The following is a 1,946-nucleotide window of genomic DNA, read 5'->3' as shown; positions in this document are numbered from 1 at the left end:
AGGCCCGCGCCGATCACCCCGCCGAGGGCGATCATCGACAGATGGCGCTGCTCGTCAGGTCAGGACGCCGGCTGGCCGGCCTTCTTGCGGCGCAGCGCGTACATTCCGGCGGCGCCCACGCCCAGCACGGCCAGCCCGCCCGCGGTGACACTCGGAGTGGCAAGCGCGCCGCCGCCGGTGTGCATACCGCCGTGCGGCTTCTCGTGGTCGTCGCCCCGGCCCTCGCCCCGGTCCTCGCCCCGCTCGTCGCTGTCGCGACCGCCCCCCCGGCCGCCGTCCTTGCCGCCGTCCTTGCCCCCGTCCCGGTAGCTGTCGGGGTCGAACCGGCTGTCGTCGCGCCCGGAGTCCGAGTCCGAGCCCCAGTCGTCGCCCTGCACCAGGGCGAGCGCTCCGCCACCCGTGTGCATTCCGCCGCGCGGCTCGCCGTGTCCGCGGCCCTTCTCGTGGTCGTCGCCGTGATCATTGTCGTGGTCGCGGCCCGAGTCGTCGTCACGGTCACCGCCGTGGTCGTCGCCGGAGTCGTGGTCGCGCCCCTGGCTGTGGGAGGAGCCGTCGCGGCCTCCGTCGTCACCCGCGGGAACCGCGAACGCGGCGCTGGGCGCGGCGAAGGCGAGGGCTGCGGTGGCGGCAGCCGTCGCCAGAATCATGCGGGCAGAACGCATAGTGATGTCCTTCCGCCGTGGTCGGGCAGCGGATACCTCATCAGCTGGATAGACCCGGCCTCGACATGAACCACCGTCAGTGAGCGTCCCGACTCCCACCATCCGAGCCGCCCAGCCGGGTCACTGCGCCACCCGTCTGCCCCACTTTGCCACTCGGCGTACCCCTCGTCCGGGCGAACCGGTGGGTTCGAGGCCGGACGGCGCTCGGGACACCCACCCCCCTCTTGTTATGACCGGCGTCATAACGCAGGCTGGTGCCGGCAGCACGGAACGTCGACGCGGTGGGAGGAAGCGGTGGCGGACGGGATGGCGCGGGAGCTGTGGGAGCGGTACGAGCCGGTGCACGATCTCGTGTACTTCGCGCCGGAGGTGCGCCGGGCGGCGGACGCGCTCGGGATGCGCGGGTTCTGGATGGGGTACTTCGCGCTGCGCGCCGCACCGCTCGGTACCGTTCCCCCGTCCGTCGTGACGAGCTGTTTCTACGTCTTCCACCCCGCCCGGGTGACCCGGGCACTGCCGGACGCCTGGAGGTACGCGACGCCCGCGGACGTGCTGGCCGCCCGTCAGGATGCCCTGGACGCGGTGATGACGGACCTCTTCGGAGCGGACGCCGTGGGCTCGGCCGAGTTCACCGAGGCCGCCGACCTCGCCTGGGAGGCCGCCGCCGCGGCGGACACCGCGGGCCGGGTGCTGGCCGCCGCGAACCAGGCGCTGGAGCGCCCGGACCGCCCCACCGCGCGGCTGTGGCAGGGCCTGACGACCCTGCGCGAGCACCGGGGCGACTCGCATGTGGCGGTACTGGTGAGTCAGGGCCTCGGGCCTGTCGAGGCCATGGTGCTCAAGGCCGCGGCCGGTGAGTCCGACGCGGCGCTGCTGCGGGAGACACGCATGTGGGAGCAGTCGGACTGGGAGGCGGCCGGGGCCCGGCTGGGCGAGCGCGGGCTGCTCGCGGCCGACGGCTCGCTCACCACGGCCGGGGCGGCCGCACGCGCGGAGGTGGAGGCGCTCACGGACGCGGCGGCCGAAGGACCGTGGACCGCGCTGGGCAGCGAGCGCAGCGCACGCCTGGCCGAGCTGCTGGACCCGCTGGCCCACAAGGTGGAGAGCTCGGGCCTGCTGCCACCGGGCAATCCGGTGGGCCTGACCCGGGCCTCGTACCGCGTCGCCCGCTGACCCGCTGACCCGCCGACCGCCGACCGCCGACCGCCGACCGCCGACCGCCGACCGCCGACCGCCGACCGCCGACCGCCGACCGCCGACCGCCGACCGCCGACCGCCGACCGC

2 protein-coding genes are annotated in these 1,946 nt (G+C 75.0%); one reads left to right on the top strand and one right to left on the bottom strand.

Annotation, left to right across the window (positions count from 1 at the left end; translation table 11 throughout):
* Positions 1-59 precede the first annotated feature (59 nt).
* Positions 60-662 (bottom strand): hypothetical protein, encoded by a 603-nt coding sequence (locus ACWC94_RS42230; protein ID WP_450803090.1) that lies wholly within the window; start codon positions 660-662, stop codon positions 60-62.
* Between the two features lie 294 nt (positions 663-956).
* On the opposite strand from ACWC94_RS42230, the gene ACWC94_RS42225 reads away from it, so the two are divergent.
* Positions 957-1,835, top strand: a complete 879-nt coding sequence (locus tag ACWC94_RS42225; protein ID WP_450803088.1) for an SCO6745 family protein — start codon at positions 957-959, stop codon at positions 1,833-1,835.
* The last annotated feature ends 111 nt before the right edge of the window (positions 1,836-1,946 follow it).

Source organism: Streptomyces sp. NPDC001135, from assembly GCF_053598395.1.
The sequence above is the reverse complement of the archived record's forward strand: the minus strand, read 5'-3'. Positions and strand labels throughout refer to the sequence as shown.